This is a genomic window from Pantoea sp. SYBGC1, from assembly GCF_057197005.1.
The window spans coordinates 215935-234084 of sequence record NZ_JBXUNM010000005.1; the positions used below are offsets into that span (position 1 = coordinate 215935).

13 protein-coding genes are annotated in these 18150 nt (G+C 49.8%); 2 read left to right on the forward strand and 11 right to left on the reverse strand.

Annotation, left to right across the window (positions count from 1 at the left end; genetic code table 11):
- Window positions 1-789 precede the first annotated feature (789 nt).
- The 10 genes from AC2CF9_RS11530 to AC2CF9_RS11575 all read right to left on the reverse strand — a co-directional run bounded on the left by AC2CF9_RS11530 (window position 790) and on the right by AC2CF9_RS11575 (window position 14133).
- A complete protein-coding gene (locus tag AC2CF9_RS11530) occupies window positions 790-2580 on the reverse strand; it encodes a response regulator receiver domain (RefSeq protein WP_484557060.1) in 1791 nt (596 codons plus the stop codon).
- On the reverse strand, window positions 2573-5542 hold the full coding sequence (locus AC2CF9_RS11535) for an ATP-binding protein (protein WP_484557061.1): 2970 nt from the start codon (window positions 5540-5542) through the stop codon (window positions 2573-2575). Before AC2CF9_RS11535 ends, AC2CF9_RS11530 begins: the two co-directional genes overlap by 8 nt.
- Window positions 5539-6750: a DNA cytosine methyltransferase gene (locus AC2CF9_RS11540; RefSeq protein WP_484557062.1), complete on the reverse strand. Its 1212-nt coding sequence runs from the start codon at window positions 6748-6750 to the stop codon at window positions 5539-5541. Before AC2CF9_RS11540 ends, AC2CF9_RS11535 begins: the two co-directional genes overlap by 4 nt.
- Window positions 6751-7979: 1229 nt before the next feature.
- Complete coding sequence (locus tag AC2CF9_RS11545) at window positions 7980-8396, reverse strand: ASCH domain-containing protein (RefSeq protein WP_484557063.1); 417 nt, start codon at window positions 8394-8396, stop codon at window positions 7980-7982.
- A 2-nt stretch (window positions 8397-8398) separates the two neighbouring features.
- Window positions 8399-8764, reverse strand: a complete 366-nt coding sequence (locus AC2CF9_RS11550) for a cupin domain-containing protein (RefSeq protein WP_484557064.1) — start codon at window positions 8762-8764, stop codon at window positions 8399-8401.
- Between the two features lie 61 nt (window positions 8765-8825).
- Entirely contained in the window at window positions 8826-9317 is a 492-nt protein-coding gene (locus AC2CF9_RS11555; RefSeq protein WP_416340598.1) for a DinB family protein, read from the reverse strand.
- A 102-nt stretch (window positions 9318-9419) separates the two neighbouring features.
- The gene (gene betT / locus AC2CF9_RS11560; protein ID WP_484557065.1) at window positions 9420-11414 is read right to left on the reverse strand and encodes a choline BCCT transporter BetT; all 1995 of its coding nucleotides are present in this window, start codon (window positions 11412-11414) and stop codon (window positions 9420-9422) included.
- Between the two features lie 116 nt (window positions 11415-11530).
- Complete coding sequence (locus AC2CF9_RS11565; RefSeq protein WP_484557066.1) at window positions 11531-12766, reverse strand: DUF2254 domain-containing protein; 1236 nt, start codon at window positions 12764-12766, stop codon at window positions 11531-11533.
- A 23-nt stretch (window positions 12767-12789) separates the two neighbouring features.
- Window positions 12790-13416, reverse strand: a complete 627-nt coding sequence (locus AC2CF9_RS11570; protein WP_484557067.1) for a LysE family translocator — start codon at window positions 13414-13416, stop codon at window positions 12790-12792.
- The gene (locus tag AC2CF9_RS11575; protein WP_484557068.1) at window positions 13417-14133 is read right to left on the reverse strand and encodes a DJ-1/PfpI family protein; all 717 of its coding nucleotides are present in this window, start codon (window positions 14131-14133) and stop codon (window positions 13417-13419) included. It abuts the gene before it with no gap.
- A gap of 96 nt (window positions 14134-14229) precedes the next feature.
- Here AC2CF9_RS11575 and AC2CF9_RS11580 point away from each other — a divergent pair, with 96 nt between their 5' ends.
- On the forward strand, window positions 14230-14922 hold the full coding sequence (locus AC2CF9_RS11580; protein WP_484557069.1) for an aspartate/glutamate racemase family protein: 693 nt from the start codon (window positions 14230-14232) through the stop codon (window positions 14920-14922).
- Here AC2CF9_RS11580 and AC2CF9_RS11585 read toward each other — a convergent pair.
- Window positions 14911-15501 (reverse strand): TetR/AcrR family transcriptional regulator, encoded by a 591-nt coding sequence (locus tag AC2CF9_RS11585; protein WP_484557070.1) that lies wholly within the window; start codon window positions 15499-15501, stop codon window positions 14911-14913. The two genes, AC2CF9_RS11580 and AC2CF9_RS11585, sit on opposite strands and share 12 nt — an antisense overlap.
- 289 nt (window positions 15502-15790) lie before the next feature.
- On the opposite strand from AC2CF9_RS11585, the gene AC2CF9_RS11590 reads away from it, so the two are divergent.
- Window positions 15791-17728: a methyl-accepting chemotaxis protein gene (locus tag AC2CF9_RS11590; protein ID WP_484557096.1), complete on the forward strand. Its 1938-nt coding sequence runs from the start codon at window positions 15791-15793 to the stop codon at window positions 17726-17728.
- Window positions 17729-18150 lie beyond the last annotated feature (422 nt).

Below are 18150 nucleotides of genomic sequence, written 5' to 3' on the forward strand. Positions count from 1 at the left end.
GTCAGGAAATTTCATCTGATGTGCGAGAAATAATAAAGGTTTGTTCAGATGTTCCTGTCTCTGTCCTTTAAACCAGGCAACGCTATCACGCATGTGCAGGAAAAATGTTAATGGGCATAATTCACTGCCCTCTGTCGCAGCGTGGTGCTACGGCAAGGCACCGCAGACTAGGCGACAGGAGTTGAAAATCCGCAAAACTTATTACCCACTGGGTTTTGCAGAGACGCAATGCATTCACCACCCAGACGAACGTGCGGGTTTAATTAGGCAGATTTTGCGCCATTAACTACGCACGCGGCATGCCAAACATACACTTCATGTGAGCTTGAAAGTTTAAATCCAATCGTACCGCCATTCGCAAATGTGGCTGCAAGCCTATTGATAGAGAGGGTCACGATAAACCGCTGCTTGCTGACCTGTAGAATGGACGATCCAGCTGATCATAACCCTGCTCATCAAGTGCAACATACGCAAAACGGCATCACAGACGCTTATAATTTCGTGATGTTTCGAGAGCCCATTAAAATATAGATAAATATCCTGCATCCTTTTATTTGACCCTATTATTTTTCATATTATATCTTCAAAAAAAAGTTTTATTACATAGAGGGAATATACTTTATAATATTCTCAGTTTTTGTTTTTTAGTTGTTATTATTATTGCTTATGATTTTTGAGATATAGGAAGCATCAGGCACTGAGTTTTTAGATATATTAAATAATGAGAGTTTATTATTAAAGGACATCGTAAATAGCAGAGCGATGTCCTAGGTAAGTATAATTAGATAATTAAGGCCACATGCTATTTTTATCTAAAAAATCTAGCCCAATACGTGTTTGAGAAACGCCGAATTTATGTAAAAGGTTCAACGCATATTCATAACGTAGTTCTGAAATTGCCTTAGCGTGCAAAGATTTCATGCTGAGCGATGGCATTGTGTCCTGCTCAATGATCCTTGGAGAAAGCAGGTTTAGGGAAAAACCTTCAGCAAAGCGTCCAAGATCGGCAGCATAAAAAGTATCCCAATGAGGATTATCGCTACCAATCCAGAAAGCAGTAGGATGACCATCAATATTCAGATAAATATATTCATTCAAGTTCGCTTTTTCGTTCGCTGTAGTCAGCTTAACTGGAATAAAGCGAATAGCTTTAAATACCAAGTAGTTTGAACCAATTCGCGATTGCCACTGAGAGTTTTTTTGGCCGGGAACTAAATCACAGGCAGGACTCAAACATACCCAAGTTTCACTTTCTATTTCAATAATAGTACCTGTAACAAGATGGCTATTACGGATGGGCATTGAGCAGGAATAGGCGTTTAAGTGGCCTAATGCTAATTCCTTATTGCTAATACATTCTTTAAAAAAATATTCGACAAATTTTTTTTCTTCTGAAGGATACATGTTCTGAGCAGCATCAAGTATACGTTTTGAAAAACGGCGCAGTTCCTCTCGCGATGCGTTCGCTAATTGCTCCCAGTGAAGGTTGACAGCTTTGTCATGTGCAAAATCATTCTTCCCGTTTTGCAATAGATGAAAAAGCCATCCTGCTTGCGCATAGCGATTACTGATGATCTCTGAGGCCTGTTCAATGCCACGTTCATCGAGTTCATAACGCATTTTTGCCATCAAAAGTTGCATAGGTGAAGCATTATGATGGATGAGAGCTTCACTCAGTGAACCTATCAATTCTTCTTCAGGTTCTACATCGCTCTTCCTTATAACAGAAATAAATATTTTTCCAGTACTAATATAATTTGTATTTTTATCCCAATACCATTTTAGATCAGAACGCGTATTATCTTTTGGGTGAATATTATAATTTTTTAGCTGTTCAGCCAGTCGCCATCGGACTAAGTCAATTTCTTTAATTCTTATTTCGCGCGCAAATAATTGAATATCATCTGCAAAATTATGAAGTGGGCATAGTGGACTACGAGGTGCTAAGTATCTTTCTGGAGAATCAGAGGTGCAAATTTTAAATATTTCTAGTAATGAGATATTGTCAGTTATCCAGCGATGACTTTTCCCATCCTCGTTAAGATCTAGCCAATCATCTAAACTTTCTTTTATTGAGTCAGCTGGCCATAAAGTGTGCGCCGGATCGATGACAATAAAATCGCTAAGAATATCTGTGAATACTTTTTCAATGTTATCTGAAAAGCCTTTCGTGTGTACAATAGTTAGATTGTAGTGATTGTTTTTATCTAAAGATTTGATAATGTTTCGTGCACGATATCCATCATCGGATGGGCCATTACCATCTAAATGATAGTCTAGTACGATAAGATCGCTATGATGAATATGAGGAGGAACACTATCTTCGCCGCCAAGAGCAGGTGTCTTACCATCAAACACATCTATACTCCAGCGATAACGGGAATGGCACATTGCAATAATTTTTTTCAGGCGTGCAACATTTTCAGTGTTTTTAACTCTTATGGCTCGCGCACTATCGCTATCCTCCTCTATCAGCGACAGCAAAGTTGGGTATTCATCGTCAATAACAGTAACATTACGAATTGGCGTAATAAAAGCTTCTTTTATAAGATCTGAATATTTATTTGTCACTTCAAGCATTTTTCAATCCTTTAAAAGTCATGACAAAATGGGCTCCTTTATCTACTCCATTTATAGATTTACTTTCATAACGAATATTATGACCTCCTGCCTTAAGATTTTGCTTGCATAAATACAGGCCTACACCGCGCCCCCCTTTTTGACGGCGGGTAAAGAACAAAGTAAATAGATGATTAAGATCATCAATGTCCACGCCAGGTCCATTATCACTAATCCATACTTCATTTCCTCTGCAGTCCAAAGTAATGACTGGACAGGGGTCATCCGTTTTTTGTACCCAGAAGAACGCATTATTAAGGAGGTTGATAAACACAGGGTATATTCGGGCAGGAAGTTCTATTAACGTAAGCTGTCTAAATGTATGAGTAAATTTTAGCTGAACCTTACATGCAGCAAGCTGCGCAGAAAAATAATTAGTCACATATTTTTCAATATCTTCCCCACTTATGGTCACAATTTCCTTTTTACCTGAAAGCTTAAGCGGCGAGAGAAATCGGAGTTTTTCCATTAGTGTGCTTTGACTTTGTAGAGCTCGGGTAACGTGGTTTTGTTGAATAGGTAATAGAGGCTCCTTCTCAAGAGATTTGAGCGAGTATGTCAGTTCCTGATCAAGTCCATCAAGTTCATGACCAATAATTTCGACAGTAATGCCCAACTGAGCAAGAGAATGTAATCTTGCTACCTCATCACGATGGCGGGTAGTTTCATTCATACTGTGTATAGCTAGACTTTCCAAATCAATCTGCTCGTTGATTCTCTCTAATGCTGTAATATACGGAGAAAGTTTCTGAACGTTTTCAATATCTATCCGTTGATGTTCTGAATCCAAACGATTCAAAACTGCTGCGAGCGTTGTCTTATTAAGTTTAAGATCTTCTAAACACTCATCTATGCTAAGTTTGAACTGCTCTCGACAATGCCGGACTAGCTCATCGAACTCACCTTGCTGACGAGCAAGCATTTCCTTGCCTCGTATAGCGTACCGTGTTATTGAGTTGTTAATAATAGCAAGCTTACTACGGTATATTTCGTGAGCCTTTTCATAATCAGTTTTCTGTGCAGATGCAGTTATTGCCTGATTGACAGCGAATGTTACTTCACGAATTATTTGTTTACACCTTAACTCTTCTTTACGGTAAGCTCGATAATCTTCTTCTAAGCGTCCAAGGCTTGTTGGCACAGGGCTCAATGAATATCCTTGAATTCTTTCAGAATACTCATCGGTTGCCAATTTAAGGGATTGTAATTCCTCTATCGCATTTAGGCTCAAACGACCAGCAAGGTTTTTTTGAAACTCAGATAATGAATCCACCATTCCAATTAAGTCATGGAAATTTCTATTCATTGCTAGGCGAATTCGTTTACGCTCTTTACTAAGTAATTTGCTACGGTCTTCCTCTGCTTTTAATTGCGCTTTTGTATCTCGAATATCTTCAATAGCAAACTGTCGAGTTTTAGCTCTACTACCAAAATGAGTGTCAGCAGAATCCAACATTATTTTTTCTACTATTTCTCTAAAAAGCTTTGATGCACGATTCTCAATAAAACCTTCTCGACCTGCTTTATCTTTAAGATTGGGATTGTTGTCGCGAGTAATTGCTATGCGCCCAAACATTTTGCGATTAGACCAGAAATATCGACCTGCATTTTTAGAGCGGCGTTCTTCAATTGAAAAGTAATCGCTGTCAACTCGGCCATAGGGCATTACACGTAATCCATCCCGGTAGATACGCAAACCGCCATATTTTTCTGACTGAGCAGTGAAATGTGCGTGCTGTATATCATTGAGGGAGGATGAATGTTTGTTTAATTCATATGTGCCTAACCGAAGATGGAATGAACCAAATGCACTATCTTTTCGGGTCTTATAGGCTTGACGTGGTTTAATGATATAGTCTTCAATCCAATTGCCAAAGACTTTCACCCGTCCACGAAAATAGCCTTCTTCATCTACATATCCTTCGATAATGTGTTCTAAATCTTCAAGATCATTTAAATCAAACTCTCGCATCGGACCAATTATTTCCCGAGCTATATTACCAGACCAGCTAATTGCACGATAAGTAAAATCATTTATAGATGATTCAGTTTTATCTGCAAAAGGATCTGTAAAATTCGATAGCGTTTGAAAAAATCGTTCACGGGTATTTTTTTCCGTATCGTCCGCTTGATTTAATGGGACGCTTGAAAGTTGTATGACTAGGTCATACTGAATATCGGCGATAAACATAGCTGTGCCATGGGTAGATCTACCTGTCCAAACAGACCATTGATTAAAATGATTTTCTTGGAACACAGCACTTATTAGTGTTTTTTCAATTTGCTGCTGTGTAGTGCGTTCTAAACCATCGAGCTTTTCTTGTTCGCTAAAAGCCTGCCAAGCATCGCTAAGGCGAATATTGCGTGCAGTATCATCCGACTCTCCCCAAATATTTCCCATCAACTGATCGAAAAGCAGAGGCAGTACCTCTGAAAGCTGATTTTTGTGATCAAATTCTCGGACTGGAATTCGGATGTCATTGAGATAAAGATAAGGATTTTCAAACAAACGCCAGTCAATGAGTGCGGCAACATAATTCTGATTTTCACGTTTTGACACCAGCAGCAACAGCGGACCTAGGGCAGCGGATGATAGCCTGCCAATACCTTTCTGCCCTTGCTTAGGGCGTACGGATAAACCATTACGATCCTTTTCCGGAATAGTAAATCCATTTGTTTTGGATTCCGTACCGACAGTAAGCCATTTAGACTCAAATTCATTGCGGTTCATGCCATGGCCATCATCCAATAAAGCTGCTACTGGGACATCACCATCAAAAATATGTAAACTAACATCTTGCGCATATGCATCATAAGCATTCTTCCAAAGTTCCGATATAGCAGTCGGGCAATCGGCAATTTGCTCGCGGCCTAAATGATCAATGGTCCTTGCGCGGGTTTTAAAAGTGACATGCCTTGTCATAATTTACATTCCTCCTGGATAGAAGTTCTTAAATTCGCTTGTAATGAAATTGGATCTTCCTGACTTACCAGAAATTCTTTAATGGCCTGCAGGAGCACTTTGCCTAATTTGATAGGAACGGCATTACCAATCTGACAAGCAATAGCAATTGAACCACCTTTGAAAATGAAGTCATCCGGAAACGTCTGGAGACGTGCGGCATGTCTTAAAGATATGCCGTGCGGTAGCCAAGGATGTACAAAACGACCCTTAGATGGGTTATAACAACCTGTTGTTATAGTATTTGATGGTATATGAGGATATAGCCTCCCATACACATCTTTATGACCATTGTGAACAGCATGACATGCAAGCTGTCGACCTGACTCTTGTCTGTCACCAAGAAGTGGGGTCTGTGTAAAAAGTGCAGTCATCTTAGGAGAATGCTTCATCTTAATATTACAAGGATCTTCTTTTTTTAACGGCTCGCCCCACTGAAGTTCCGATACACATCGATCTGATTCCTCAGGGGTAAGATTGTATTTTTCAGCTAATCGTTTTTTGAACGTTTCCAGTACTGTTTCTGACGGACGTTCAAATACTGTTGAAGCGGTCATCCAGGGATTTGTACCACTTTTATGGTTAGTGGCTAAAGGCGGCCAAATCAAGCTCTCCGTGCTGATATCATTGCGCACAGCAAGAATAAAAGCGCGTTTGCGATTTTGAGGGACACCGTAATCTCGTGCATTAAGAATGACAGGGCACCCACCTGGCACGGTATATTCATGTTCTTTTATTAGAGACATGAATTTATCCAAATATTCGGCGTGTCGAGACCATAATAGTCCCGGCACATTTTCTACTAGGAAAGCTTTAGGTCGTAAATTTTTAACAAAATCGAAATATCTTAACAACAAGTCATTTCGTGGATCGCCTTTTCCAGCATCATTAATACGGTGCGACGAAAAACCTTGGCAAGGAGGACCACCCAACAAAATGTCAAGTTCTCCCTGCCTTAATCCTTGGAACTTCATTAATGCATCAATATCAAAGTCATTGATATCTTGTGAAAAAACTTGCGTCGGTACATGGTATCTTTCAACGAGGTTAGCATAATAGGTTTCTGTAGCTTGCTTATCCAGTTCGATCGCAGCCTGAACCTCTATACCTGCCTTGAAAGCAGCAAGCGAGAACCCTCCTGCACCTGCAAACAAATCAATCGCTTTCAAAATTTAGACTCATTCTTTTTGGTTTGAAAAGATATTATACCGAACATTTACTCAAAATCTTCTTAAAGTCGATAGCTTAAGCAAGATAAAATTCATGTTAATTTTCCTTATCCCATTGATTAAAAAATAAAAATTCCCGAAATTCCTTCAATGTGACCGATTAAGCTGATAAAGGTTTGAATGGCGTTCTATGTACCTCTGCTTCATAGTGGCCACAATAGTTGCGACGCTTCAATGCATAGGCATGCACTGAGGATGAAAGTTAACCTACTTTTTTTGTATATTCATACAAGAGAACGCCGTGCGGGCCAGTGCTATGCAGTCTTTTCTCAGACGTATAAAGGAAAAGATAGACGATTTAGTTAGCTTAAGCTTAGGATTATCAGACCTTTAGAATCAGAGGGAAGTGGAAATTCACATGAAACCATATGAGTGACAATCAGCCTAAAAATCATTCAAGTTTTACTCAACCAAGTATCACTTTTAGGGGTAATATGCAATTGCCCTAAGGTTTCTGCCATGGATATGACCAATGTAATAAATATTGTTAAACCTTAAGATAGAAAGAATGGCAAAATCATATAGCTGAGGAGCATAGCTTATAATTACCTGATTAAATCTTAGCAACAATCATTGAAGTGTTTTAGTCAAAACATGCGATTACAAGCTTATTGTGTTCACTAATCTTACTATTAATTGGGAAAATTCATGCTTAAAATATACTTCATCGCTTGTAGCAGAAATTTTGTCAATGCATTACAACATCAACTAAAGCTATCTTCTATAGATCATTGCTCTGTCTGATGCTGATCGGATTGTATAAACGCGTGTAACAGCATTGTTAGGTTGTGATTCAGTTGCGCCTAAAGGATGTCTGATAATCCCAACAGAATTTGCCTTTCGCTTTCCACGCCCTTTTCAATAACTCTATCAATGACTTCAAGGTTCCAAGGTGTCAGCTAAACCAGCATACCTTACGCAGCCTGACATTGGCATGCTGGCTGAAATACGTTAGCTCTTCCAGACGATTAGGCCGATGCGTCATAGTGCCGGAGGTTGCCATCTGAGTGGCAAAAAGCCCCGTTAAACTCAGTCTGTAAGAGACGCTGGCACGTGGCCAGCATATCAAAACTCCCACAGGCTTAAGTCAAACACGGAAAACGTATTTTAAGCTGACCAATCTGCTTGTACACAAAGCAGACAGGCCAAAGCGGATCTGCTGTGCAGGTTCAGCGTGATAACACCTCAATCAGCTCGAACTCTTCTGCCACCAGCTCCATGCGCTCATCAAATGTGCCGGTACACGCAAAAAAGCGCTGATGCTCCCGGCGCCAGTACGCGAGACTCAAATCGCCTTCGCCTTCTTTGCGCGCAAAGTCTGCCGTGACATCGCAGAAGCGCATTAATGTCAGGCATACAATCCGGATCACGCAGGTGGGTTGATTCTGCCCATCGAGAACAATGCAGTAACGGCCCGGCGCGGGGGCGTCAGCATCCTGTTCAAAGGCTGCAAGCGAGCCGCAGGTTGCTGTTTTCTTTCCCTGGGCAATCAGTGCAGCCAGCGTATCGGCAAGGGCCGGTGAGTCGCCAAATGCCCAGTGTAATGCGCGCGGGTATTTTGCCTGCAGGGTAGCCAGATCGGTCATGTTTACGCCTCCTGAATATTTAGGTGTTGAGGCGCTGCATCAAAGCGATCGCCGCGTGGAGTCGGGTGTGATATCACCAGAAATTCGGTGGCAACGTCGCTGTCATTACGCGCCTGATGCATCCTGTCCGGGGCAATCTCAATGCCTTGCCGCGCGCTGAGGGTAACCTCCTGGTCTTCCAGCGCCATGGTCAGTGTCCCCTCCAGAACAAAAAAGAACTGACGGGAAAGGGCGTGATAATGACGCACTTCAGCTGTGCCCGCGGGCATTTTTTCATGGATGATCATTAAATCCGTCCGGTTCAGCAGGTACCAGCCATCGCAGTGATCCCCCCAGGTGTAGTGCTCAGCATTCTCGGTTGAAATCACACATGTCTCCTCGTCCAGTGAGTCTGTTAATCAGGCACGTATCCGTGCCAGGTTCTGACAATCAGGGCTGTTTTGCGTGATCGCGCAAAAACACCGACAGCACATCCTTAGGCGGCGTGACGCCGCTTGCTGATAACAGTCCGCCCACCGCACCACGATGGTAGGTACCGTGAAACAGCATGTGATGGAGCATCTCTTCAGCCTGCATTTCGCCTGTTCCGCCGTCTACAAATCGAAAATGAAGGGTTTCCGCCAGGTCGGCTTCGGTCAGGGTAGCCACGTGCGCCAGATACCAGCGGGTGGTCGCGGACATCTCGCGTATCAACGTGTCAATTGCGGGCGTGTCCGGGGTGTTCAGGGCGGTAAAGCCATGCGGCTGGCCAGTGAGGTTGGCTTTGAAAATGGTATCCACGACGAATACATGATTCATCAGGCGCACTGCCAGATGACGTTTCTCTGCAAACTTACCGGCGTCAATGCAAGCAATCGCCTGTAGGGTCAGCTCATCAATCCATAATTTGTAACGCAAAAGGGTCGTCAGCGAACGGCTCATGATTTCATCCTGAAATGGGCAGAGCCTCATCATAACAGCAAAAAAACACCGGCAGGCGATAAAAAAAAGAGGAGCTAGGCTCCTCTTTTGTCATGTCGTACGTTAACGCACAATGTGCAGGAAGTGCAGGTGCTTCTCGTACTGGTCAAGAATATCATTGATGATCTGCTCCTGATTCCAGCCCATCACGTCATAATCCTGTCCCCCTTCCTTGAGATATACCACTGCGCGGTAGTATTTCTGCTCCTCCGCTTTGTCGCTGCCTGACATGCCTGCTAAGGCGAAGGCAGGCTGCAGGTAAGGGCGCGCACGAACTTCATAAACAAAGTTCAGCTCCTGACCCAGATCGACCTCGAACCGTACCCGGTCGTCTTCATCGTCTCGGGTATGCGACAGCGTATTTTGCTTCGCCAGCTCCTGCTCCACCATCTCCATGGCCGGATAAATCACCTCGGTCATGAAACGTTTAACCTGGGAGCGTTTGGGGAAGTAGGCGATGTTACGCAGACGACGCTGCCACGTAATAGGATTGCGTGCCGCTGTGGGCGCAAGGGTGGCAATCTGCTTGCTGTCCCGTTTCCAGGCATCAATGCGCAGTGCCTTGAGCAATCCATACATCGACATCAGCAGAATAATGGCAAAGGGCAGGGCACTGGCAATCGTCACCACCTGCAGCGCTTTCATCCCGCCGGCCAGTAACAGCGTGATTGCCACCACACCCATCAGGCCAGACCAGAAAATACGCTGCCAGACCGGCGTCTGATCGGTACCGCCAGACGCCAGCGTATCCACCACCATGGCTCCTGAGTCCGCAGACGTCACAAAAAACACCACGACCATGGCCACAGCAATGCAGGACAGCACAAAGCTGAAGGGAAAATGCTCCAGGAAATTGAACAGCGCCAGCGTCTGATCGCTCATCACCGTCTGCGCCAGATCGGTGGCGCCCTGCTGCATGATCATCCAGATTGCGCTGTTGCCAAAAAAAGTCATCCAGAGCAGCGTAAAGCCCGCCGGCACGAACAGTACGCCGGTAACAAATTCACGGATGGTACGACCGCGTGAAACGCGGGCGATAAACATCCCCACAAACGGTGACCAGGCCAGCCACCAGCCCCAGTAAAACAGCGTCCAGCCCCCGAGCCACTTGCTTGACTTTGGCTCATAAGCGTAGAGGTTAAAAGTTTTGTTAACCAGTTCGGAGAGGTAGCCACCGGTGTTCTCCACAAAGGATTTAAGCAGCAGCACCGTGGGTCCCAGGGTGCCGACCAGAATCAAAAGCAGCACGGCCAGCCCAAGGTTAATTTCTGAGAGAATGCGAATGCCTTTATCCAGACCTGAGACCACGGAAAGGGTAGCCAGAGCGGTGATCACCACAATCAGGATCACCTGCATGGTGGCGCTCACGGGCAGGCCGAAAAGATGATTAAGACCGGCATTCACCTGCAGCACACCATACCCCAGGGAGGTCGCTACCCCCAGCACGGTGCCTATCACCGCAAAAATGTCCACGGCATGCCCCATCCAGCCATAGATGCGATCGCCGATGATAGGGTAGAGCGCAGAGCGCAGCGTTAACGGCAGTCCGTGCCGATAGCTAAAGAACGCCAGAATCAGCGCCACAATGGCATAAATCGACCAGGCGTGCAGACCCCAGTGAAAGAAGGTTATGCGCAAGGCTTCCCGCGCGGCGTCGACGGTTTCGGGTTCACCCGATGGCGGTGCCATGTAGTGCATCACCGGCTCAGCCACGCCAAAGAACATCAGGCCGATGCCCATGCCGGCAGAGAACAGCATGGCAAACCAGGAGTGGTAGCTGAAATCAGGTTCGGCGTGATCAGGACCGAGCTTGATATCGCCGTAGCGTGAGACCCCCAGATAGACGACGGTCAGCAAAATCAGGGCAACGGCCAGAATGTAAAACCAGCTGGCATTGGCGAACAGCGACGTCTGAAGGGCAGTGAGTTGTGTATCGGCCTGTTCAGGAAAGAGGGCCGCGAAGGCCACCAGGATGAAAATCAGCGCGGCAGAGGTAAAAAATACCGGGGGATTGATGTGGCTTCTTTTTTTCGGGAGGTCCGTTTCTGATGTTGGCATACGTATCCTGCATAACGTGAATGAAGACCAAATGTAACAATCAGTATGGAAGAGTAAAAGCGACGCGCCAGTATGTGGTTAAAATTTAGGCGAATTATGTGGCGTTTTACACAAGTTTACCAATGCATAAGTTGCGCTACCGTTGTCTTGTCCACGTCTGAAGTCATTGCCTGTCTTGCACGTTCCGCCGCCAGACTGGCATGACGCTTTGCTTCGGTGGCATAGCGATGTGGCGCAATCAGTGCCAGCGCATGAAGTGCTTTTTGCAGGCGGATCTGCACTTCAATCAGACCGGCACCGTCACGTCCAATGGCGGTAAAAACATCATCAAACATATCGCTGACCTGCACAGGCTGAATAAAGAGACGCGGCCAGATGACCGGGCCTGATTGAGCAGGAACAGGCTCACCAAATAGCCTGACAGCACGGCCGATGATATCGATGGCCGTACCCGGATCGTTAACAGCGGGTGAAAGCGCGCGTGAAGCGATTTCTGCAAGCACACAGAGGCCAAAACGGGGATCCTGCTCATAAGAGCGCTGTTCGCCCACGGTAAATGCGCGTTGCAGATGGCTCTGATCGTCTTCGGTGATCGGTTGCGTGCACCAGAGCAGCGGCACGCCAGGATGCACAAAGCTGCCGGGCTGAGCAGCCAGATACAGATGCGCCTGGTGCGTGTCTGCCCATTCACTGAGCCGTTGCAAATCGATGTGTTGCAGGTAACCAATCGTCTCTGGCAGGAGCGGATGGGGTTCTGCTGCTGCGGGCAGCTCACCCTGCCAGGCCGAGCCACCCATGCACGGATTCTGTAATCGTTCAGTCAGCGCCGCGCGGGTGGCCTGCTCCACACGCTGAGACGTTTCACCCAGGCTGCCAAAATTAGCGAGATGCTGGATCCAGCGCAGCAGGGTGATCACAATCATAGCGATCACCAGCAGCGTCACAAAGAACAGCACCACCCGTCCCTGTGTGCCGTAGGCGCCCATACCCAGTGCGATGATCCCCACCAGGCTGAAGAGAAACGAGCCAATAAACGTTGCGAGCACATTCTGCGTGGTACGATCTTCCATCAGCAGGCTGGTGGCCCGCGGCGTCACGCTGCTGCTCGCAGAGTTATAGGCAGTCACCATGATGTTCAGTGAAAACGTCGTCACGGCCAGCATACTGGAAGCCAGGATAGCCAGAATTTCGTCCACCGCTTCACTGCCGATCAGACCGGATACGGAGGCAGGAATAAACGGTTTGACCGCGATAGCCACCAGCGCGGTGATCACAGCCAGTACGGCAAACAGTGAGCTGCGAAACCAGAGCTGTTTGGTCAGCTGGCGTAACACCCATTGCGTTTTTGACATGGTCTTCCCTGTCATCAAAGTGGTTAACTGCGGCTCAGCAGCAGGCGCACACCGGCCAGTGCAAAACACGCGGCCAGCACGGCATCAAGCGTGCGCTGAACGCGCTGGTAAAGGGCCACCATCACGGGCGTGGAGAACAGCAGCGCATAGCCGCCAAACACCCCCACACAAATGGCGGCACAGCCGCCGATCACGTCAGGCAGCACGCTGGCATCCGCACCGGGTGTCAGCGTAACGGACATGATAGAGACCCAGGTAAGGATAGCCTTGGGATTTAATATGTGCATGAGCACGCCCTGCCGGAACAGTTTGCCGTAGTGCACCACAGGCTGCGAAGCAGGGTCCACGCGCGGTGCCGGGCGCAGCGCAGATTTCCCGGCTTTCCACGCCAGCCAGAGCAGATAGAGTCCGCCTGCGATTTTTAGCACGATCAGCAGCTCTGCAAACGTGGCCATAAACGACAGAATGCCTCCGGCGGCCAGCAGGGCCCAGGTCATGGAGCTCACAATGACGCCGCCGGCCAGCGCCAGCGCAGCCCGCCGGCCGCTGCGCATTGCCGTCCCCATAATAGCCATATTGCTGGAGCCAGGACTGGCGGTGGCTACAAAGTAGGTAATAAACACTAACAACAGTTCGCTGATGTGAGGCATTCAGTGGTCATCCTTGTGTGAGTCAGGCGACGTGAGATGCTGAGCGGCTGCGACAGTGGCCTGACGGCGCATCTCAATGAATGACGCCATCTGGGTGGTGGCCTGCGCTACCAGTTCAGCCGGTGCGGTGCGCGGCGTGCCACTGCTAAAGGGAGGTTGAGGATCGTATTCCATCTGCAGCTGAATCATCTGCGCCACTGCCTCACCCTGCAGGTCAGCCACGACCCTCAGTGCAAAATCAATGCCCGAGGTCACCCCTGCGCCGGTGATGCGGTTTCGGTCACGCACCACGCGCGCGCTAACCGGCTCCGCGCCCAGCAGTGCCAGCTGATCCAGCGACCCCCAGTGGGAGGTGGCCCTGTAGCCGTTGAGCAGACCCGCCGCGCCCAGCACCAGCGAGCCGGTGCAAACCGAGGTCACGAGTGAGGCCTGCGCGCTTTTTTCACGAATAAACGCCAGTACCGCGCTGTCCGTCATCAGGGCAATCTGCCCCGGACCGCCCGGCACGCAGATCACATCCAGCGGTGGACAGGTGTCAAAGGTGGTGGTGGGCAACATCGCTAATCCCCGGTCTGAGATCACCGGCTCAGGCGTTTTCCAGATGAGATGCACCCGGGTATCTGGCGCACGGGCAAACACCTCAAAGGGGCCGGTAAGATCCAGCTGAGTGACGCCCGGAAACAGCAGTAATCCTACAGAAAGTGCAGACTCGCGCATGACAGTGTCCTTTCAGGTGTGCGATAAAACACCTTAGCGAATTTGCATACCGCGTGTATAGCGCTCCGGCAGCCCATAAGAGGAAAATCACACGAGATGAAAACCATTGGCATTCTGGGCGGCATGTCGGCCGCCTCCACCCAGACTTACTACCGGCAGCTGTGCGCCCTGACGCAGGCGCAGCTGGGCGGGCTGCACTCGCCGGAGCTGCTGATCCGCTCACTGGATTTTGCGCGCATCGAAGCGCTGCAGGCCGCAGGGCAGTGGGCGGCAGCGGGTGACATCCTCAACGCCGAGGCGCACGCGCTGGAGCGCGGTGGCGCCGCCTGTATCGTGCTCGCCACCAACACCATGCACAAGCTGGCAGAGCCGATGATGCAGGGCATCACGATCCCGCTGCTACATATCGCAGATGCCACGGCTGCGCGCATTGTCTCGGCGGGCCTGCGCACACCGGGTCTGATTGCCACCGCGTTTACCATGGAGCAGACCTTCTATCGCGCAAGGCTTGAGGCCGCAGGCCTGCAGCCGCTGACGCCGGCGCCGGCCGATCGCGCCCTGGTGCATCAGATCATCTATGGCGAACTGTGCAAAGACATCACCACGCCAGCCAGCCGCGCGGCCTTTGAGCAGGTTGCTGCACGGCTGGTGGCGCAGGGAGCCGACTCGCTGATTCTGGGCTGTACCGAGGTCGGCATGCTGCTCGATCAGGGCAATGTCTCTGTGCCGGTGTTTGACACCACGCTGATTCACTGTGAAGCCGCGCTGGCCTTTGCGTTAACGCCTTAAGCCGGGCTGCAGCACCAGCTGAATAAACGCGAGGATATCCGCCAGCGCCTGCTGATGTTTGTCGGGGGACGGGCTGATGCTCAGGCGCTCAGCATACCCATTGAGCATGGCGCTGAGCTGGCGGGTCGCCTGCGCCACATCCGTGGTGCGAAAATGCTGCAACGCCACGCCCCGCTGGATAATTCCGCCAATCAGCGCACACCAGCTCGCCATGTTCTCTTCTGCGAGCGCGGCATAGGCGGGGTTGTTTGCGGCCATCTGCCAGAGCGAGTCGTAGAGCTTCCATGAGGCGTCTGCCGCCTCGGGCAGATAGATGTCAGCCAGCCGGCAGAGCTGCTGCTCGGGTGTCAGCCCCTCAATCTCCTGCGTAAACTGCGTGATTTCCTGCGTCATAAAGCGCTCGACCGCGGCCAGCGACAGCGCCTGCCAGTTGATGAAGTAGTGATAGATATGACTGCGCGAGAGACCAAGCTGTTCTGTGACTTCGCGGGTCGTAACCGCAGCAATGCCTTTTTCAATAAACAGCGCCACCGCCGTGTCCAGAATACGGTGCGTTAACTCATCATTTTTTTTCTTCATCGGGGCGTTTTGCAATCCGGGAATCTCTGCGGCACAGGGTAGCAGAAATCACCGGAACTGCCGCCTTTAACCATTGGTGTGGCCGATATCAGCGATTACTGAAGTTTACGCAGGCTTCGCCGATAACCCGGGGCCATCTCAGCAGCGCACAGTCTGCCGGGAAGGTAGCTTACAGATGAGTTCTGATTGCGAACGGACCCTGCTTTTAGCCCTCTTTGACACCACCAGGATGCGCAGTGTATTGCGCGATAGCTTCAATGCAGGAAATAAAAATATGTCTTTAAAGACGATGTTCACGCGTGCTCATTTCAACTCACACGCACAGCCCTCCGACGGCCGCTATGATTGCCAGCGTCTGCCTGCCGCACCCGGCGACATCGGTCTCTCCGCGCGTGCGGGCGGGATCCTGCTGACCTTTGTGCCACCGGAAGCCGATTTTCATCGCGTCAGCCAGGCCTGGCAGCGTTTTAATTCTGCGTCACGCACGGTGATCACGCTCTCCTCCAACGGGGCGCTCAGCGCCAGTGGTGCGCAGAGCACCTACTGTGACGGAAACGGACAGGAAGGCAGCTGGCTCTGGCTGCCTGATACGCTGGTGGCGGAACATGAGACCCACGTGATCGATCTGCACCTGCAGGATACACACAGCGTTACCGCGCGCATCCGCGCCATTCAGCGGGATCTGGCGGCGTTGCCCCTGCGTATGCCGCTGTCTGCCGATCGCACCTTTGCCATGATCTACTGCGACGGGTTGTCAGCCTCTGAAGGCTTTTTTATGCAGGCCTGGTATGACAGCGGCCGCTTTCCGTGTCTGGCCATTGGCGGCTCAGCGGGGGGGCGTGTGGCTTTCGACGGCACCTGGATTGGGGCGGGCGGACAGGTGCTGCAGGGCAAAGCCGTGGTGGTATTCTGCCGTATGGCGGCCGGAAAATCGTTTGCACCCTTTAAAAGCCAGAACTTCACGCCGCTGGATAAAAGCTGGCTGATTGCAGAAGCGGATCCCATGACGCGCACCGTGACCTCGGTCTTTACGGCGCAGGGCCAGCAGCAGCCCTTTACGGCGGCACTTGCTGAACAATTGGGCTGCAGTGAGTCGCAGCTGAGCACGCGGCTGCAGGGACTCACGTTTGCAGTGAAAGTGGGCGAGGCCTTTTTCATCCGCTCTGTGGCCAAAATCGAGGCCGGACGCGTGCACTTTTTCTGCGATCTGGAGTTTGGTGACCGGCTCTATCTTATGCAGGAGCGGGACTTCAAAGCGGCCACGCTGCAGGACTGGGCGACTTTTACCGCCCGCTATGGTAAACCGGCGGCTGTGATGATGAACGACTGCATCCTGCGCCGTCAGGGTAACCTGGGTGCCCTGCAGAGTGCACATTTCTTCAAAGGCATTCCTGCAGCGGGCTTCTCAAGCTTTGGTGAGATTCTGGGCGTGCCCATCAACCAGACGCTCTCTGCGCTGGTGTTTTTCGATCGCGACGTCAAAGCCATGACGCAGTTTCCGGTGGAGTATGCGGGCTATGCGGCGCACTATGCGCAGCGCGCCCTGCGCCGGTGGGAAGCGCTTAATGCCATTCAGACGCGGGTGCTGGAGCGTGTGGTGAGCTATCAGCAGGAGCTTGCGCCGATTGTGCAGGCGCTGCCCGCGCTGGAAGCGGCTACGCAAAGTCAGGGGGAGACGCTGAGCCTGGCCGAGAGCAGTATTCGCGCCATCAGTGCGCTGGCAAGTGATAGCCAGCAGGCGCAGAGCCAGCTGGGGGAGGGGCTTGACGATCTGGAGCGGATTTCAGACGGCATCAACGTGATCACGCACGGCATCAGTAACATCGCCTTTCAGACCAATATTCTGGCGCTGAACGCGGCGGTGGAAGCGGCACGCGCCGGCGAAGCGGGACGCGGCTTTGCCGTGGTGGCCGGTGAGGTCCGGCGGCTGGCGCACTCCTCCAAAGATCAGGCTGAAGCCACGGCCAGCAACATCAGCGATGCGGTCAGCACGATTTCCCGCATCCGTACGGTGGCAAGTCACACGGTGCAGGCCGCCAGTGATATGGCCGATCGCAGTTTGCATGCGGCGGATGCCATCGCCGCCATGAGTCAGCAGACCCGCAACGAACGGGCTGATATCTCGCAGCAGCTGCAGAGTCTGCGTACGCTCACCGCAGGCATGGATGCCATGCAGGCAGCCGTTGATGAGCTCAAGGTTCTGCAAACCCTTTCCTCCGATCGGTAACGATCGTCGTGCCGGGCGCAGCACGCTGCTGCGCCCGTACTGTTACTCCCCAATAAAAGCACCTGACGGCTCTCCCTGAAGCAGAATGCGGCCCGTCTTTCCTCACACGCATAATGAAACTCAGCGTGCCTCACACGCATAATGAAACTCAGCGTGGTAGTGATGAGGCGTATTGTACTGTGGGAAACAGGAACCCACGGATTGATATCTTGGTTAGTGATAGAACTAATGATCAGAATGCGTGGCTTTAAAGACATTTTCAATGAAACCAAGTGCATGGGTGACGTCTATACCATTACCTTACCCTTGTGTTATCACGACATTTACTGCCAGAGCGGCTTCATAGCCAAATCAAACGGCTCAAGCCCGCGTAATACGCATCGTTGTCGTATTTAGGCGCGTATTCGCGCGGCGCTAACATG

Bases quoted from the DNA above. Each gene is read 5' to 3' on its own strand.
- AC2CF9_RS11530 (WP_484557060.1), bottom strand. From the start codon at position 2,580: ATGCTTGAAGTGACAAATAAATATTCAGATCTTATAAAAGAAGCTTTT.
- AC2CF9_RS11535 (WP_484557061.1), bottom strand. From the start codon at position 5,542: ATGACAAGGCATGTCACTTTTAAAACCCGCGCAAGGACCATTGATCAT.
- AC2CF9_RS11545 (WP_484557063.1), bottom strand. From the start codon at position 8,396: ATGACCGATCTGGCTACCCTGCAGGCAAAATACCCGCGCGCATTACAC.
- AC2CF9_RS11555 (WP_416340598.1), bottom strand. From the start codon at position 9,317: ATGAGCCGTTCGCTGACGACCCTTTTGCGTTACAAATTATGGATTGAT.
- betT (WP_484557065.1), bottom strand. From the start codon at position 11,414: ATGCCAACATCAGAAACGGACCTCCCGAAAAAAAGAAGCCACATCAAT.
- AC2CF9_RS11565 (WP_484557066.1), bottom strand. From the start codon at position 12,766: ATGTCAAAAACGCAATGGGTGTTACGCCAGCTGACCAAACAGCTCTGG.
- AC2CF9_RS11570 (WP_484557067.1), bottom strand. From the start codon at position 13,416: ATGCCTCACATCAGCGAACTGTTGTTAGTGTTTATTACCTACTTTGTA.
- AC2CF9_RS11575 (WP_484557068.1), bottom strand. From the start codon at position 14,133: ATGCGCGAGTCTGCACTTTCTGTAGGATTACTGCTGTTTCCGGGCGTC.
- AC2CF9_RS11580 (WP_484557069.1), top strand. From the start codon at position 14,230: ATGAAAACCATTGGCATTCTGGGCGGCATGTCGGCCGCCTCCACCCAG.
- AC2CF9_RS11585 (WP_484557070.1), bottom strand. From the start codon at position 15,501: ATGAAGAAAAAAAATGATGAGTTAACGCACCGTATTCTGGACACGGCG.
- AC2CF9_RS11590 (WP_484557096.1), top strand. From the start codon at position 15,791: ATGTTCACGCGTGCTCATTTCAACTCACACGCACAGCCCTCCGACGGC.